The following is a 2,822-nucleotide window of genomic DNA, read 5'->3' as shown; positions in this document are numbered from 1 at the left end:
AGGCATGTTGAAGGGTATTTCTTGAATGATTTGGTGGCCTATTTCCGGGTGATATTTTATTAAATTCATCTCCGCTTCGCGCAATGTCCCAGGTTTGGTGCGCGGAACACGTGAAAACGGCCGGGGAGTACAATCGAAAACGGCCACCCAAAACAACGGAAAACGGCCACCTCGTACGCTCTGATCGCGGCCACTTTTCAGAGTTTTTTGCACCGGCCGGCCGTTTTCGACTGTATTGTCTGTGATGACAAATAGTTAGAAGCAAAAACGCTGGATAACCAGGAATGTGCGGTAGGTTATCCCTCCATGACGAAAAAGGAGGGAGGCATGCCGCGAAAGAGGTTATCCATGAGAAAGGTGAACGAAGTGTTGAGGCTCTTCCACACTGCTGGAGTGAGCCAGAACGAGATTGCCGGAGCCGTCGGCCTGGCCCGGTCAACCGTCCAGAAGTATATCCAACGTGCCAGTGATGCAGGCATCACGTGGCCCCTTCCCGAGAGCATGAGCGCCGAGAAGCTCGACGCCTTGCTCTTTCCCCGACCCCTGCCGCCCGTCGAAGCCGAGAAGGGCAAGGCACTCCCCGACTGGGGGCGCGTTCGCCATGAGTTGGCTCGCAAGGGCGTGACGTTACGGCTCCTCTGGCTCGAATACCAGCAGGAGCACCCCGACGGTTACCGCTACACCAGGTTCTGCCAGCTCTATCGGGCCTGGGCAGGCAGCAAGCGTGTCGTCATGCGTTTCGAGCACAAGGCCGGCGAGAAGACCTTCGTGGATTTCGCCGGTCAGACCATGGAAATCATCGATCCCCTGACCGGAGTCGTTAGCAAAGCCCAGGTCTTTGTCGCCGCCATCGGTGCATCCAGCTACACGTTCGCCCATGCCGTTCCGGGACAGGACATAGCCTCATGGCTGTCATGCCACGTCAGGGCCTTCCGTTACTTCGGCGGTGTCAGCGCCATCCTGGTGCCCGACAACCTCAAGGCCGGCGTCTCCAAGGCTTGTCGTTACGACCCCGACGTCAATCCTGCGTATCAGGAGCTGGCCGAGCATTACGGCGTGGCGGTCATCCCGGCCCGCGCCGGAAAACCCCGGGACAAGGCCAAGGCCGAGGTGGCGGTCCAAAACGTCGAGAGATGGGTCCTGGCCCCCTTGCGAGACAGGCGGTTCTTCTCCTTCGAAGAACTCAACGCGGCCATGGCCGAGAAGCTTATCGAACTGAACGAACGGGTCATGCGGGAGTACGGGAAGTCGCGGCGGGAGCTCTTCGACCTCTGGGACCGGCCCGAGCTCAAGCCTCTCCCGTCGACCGACTACGAACTGGCCACATGGAAGAAGGTCCGGGTCAACCTCGACTACCACATCGAGGTCGACAGGCATTACTACTCCATCCCGTACACTCTGGCGCACAAGACCGTGGACGTCAGGTTCACCGGCAACATGGTGGAGGTCTTCCACGAGAACGTGCGTGTGGCCTCGCATCCAAGGAGCCGCGTTCCGCACAGGCATACGACGCTGCCAGCGCACATGCCCTTGGCGCACCAGGAGGCGGCGAACTGCTCGGGCGGCAGGATCAGGGCCTGGGCCAGAAGCATCGGGCCGTCGGCCCTGGCCGTGGTCAACGCCATCATCGAGGCCCGCCCGCACCCTGAACAAGGATACCGCAGCAGCCTCGGCCTGCTCAGGCTGGAGAAGACGTACGGTCGGGCACGTCTGGAGCAGGCCTGTCAGAGGGCTCTACACTTCGGGTTGCTGACCAGAAGACACGTCATGCACATCCTGGAGAACAAGCAGGATCTGCTCTCGATAGCCGAGGAGGATGAAGCCTTCGGCAGCCATGCAAACGTCCGCGGTGCGGACTTCTACCACTAATCCAAGGAGTACGGAGATGCTGATCAATCAGGCCATGGAAAAGCTGGCCCAGATGAAGCTTGAGGGCTTTCTGGACGGGCTACGGGAACAGATGGGCTCGCCGGCATTCGGCGACATGCCCTTCGAGGACAGGCTGGGGCTGCTTGTGGACAGGGAATACACGCTGCGGGAGAACCGCCGGCTGACCCGCCGACTTCAGGAGACGCGTCTTAAAACCAGGGCTGACGTCGAGGACGTGGACTTCCGGGCCAAGAGGGGGCTCGACAAGAGGGTCTACCTGGAACTCGCCGGTTGCTCCTGGATCTCCCGGCACCACAACCTGATCATCACGGGGCCGACGGGAGTCGGAAAGAGCTATCTCGCCTGCGCCCTGGGACGAAAGGCCTGCCGTGAGGGCTACCGGTCCATCTACTACCGTTTCTCGGACTTCATCAGGGAACTGACCATCTCTGTCGTGGATGGCTCATATCCAAAGCTTGCCGCAAAGCTCGCCAAGAGGGACCTGCTCGTCATCGACGACTGGCTCAGGGACCCGGTTTCGGCGGATCAGGCGAGACAGATCATCGATATCCTCGATGATCGCTTCAGGAACAAATCGACCTTGCTGACCAGTCAGGCGCCGGTGCCGTCTTGGCATGAACGGTTTAAAGACCCGACCCTGGCGGACGCCATCCTGGACCGTCTCGTCCACGACGCCCACCGCCTAGAACTCAAGGGGGATTCCATGCGAAAGAACACTTCCCCCTTGACGGAAAACGGCCACTAAAGACAAAGGAATAAATCCAGCGTCGCTTCGCTCCGTGAGGTGGCCGTCTTCCCCCGTACTACCCAGCCGTTTTCAGTGAAATCCCGCAGAAATCCATCTTCAACGGTCGATGTCCACGAGAAGTAAGTTCAGGGCCATTTTTCAAAGTACTACTAATGGGTTGTATAAATTGATTAAAATGAACGAT

The 2,822-nt window shown here is 59.2% G+C and carries 2 protein-coding genes; both read left to right on the top strand.

Going from position 1 to position 2,822, the window contains the following annotated elements:
- Nucleotides 1-306 precede the first annotated feature (306 nt).
- Complete coding sequence (locus EOM25_13700; protein ID NCC26228.1) at nt 307-1,869, top strand: IS21 family transposase; 1,563 nt, start codon at nt 307-309, stop codon at nt 1,867-1,869.
- A 16-nt stretch (nt 1,870-1,885) separates the two neighbouring features.
- Nucleotides 1,886-2,635, top strand: a complete 750-nt coding sequence (locus EOM25_13695; GenBank protein ID NCC26227.1) for a transposase — start codon at nt 1,886-1,888, stop codon at nt 2,633-2,635.
- The last annotated feature ends 187 nt before the right edge of the window (nt 2,636-2,822 follow it).

Source organism: Deltaproteobacteria bacterium (assembly GCA_009929795.1).
Lineage (GTDB): Bacteria > Desulfobacterota > Desulfovibrionia > Desulfovibrionales > Desulfomicrobiaceae > RZZR01.
Note: the sequence above shows the minus strand (reverse complement) of the source record. Positions and strands in the feature narration are given on the sequence as shown.

Excerpts from the sequence above, each read along its gene's own strand:
- EOM25_13700 (NCC26228.1), top strand. The coding sequence starts at position 307 with ATGACGAAAAAGGAGGGAGGCATGCCGCGAAAGAGGTTATCCATGAGA.
- EOM25_13695 (NCC26227.1), top strand. The coding sequence starts at position 1,886 with ATGCTGATCAATCAGGCCATGGAAAAGCTGGCCCAGATGAAGCTTGAG.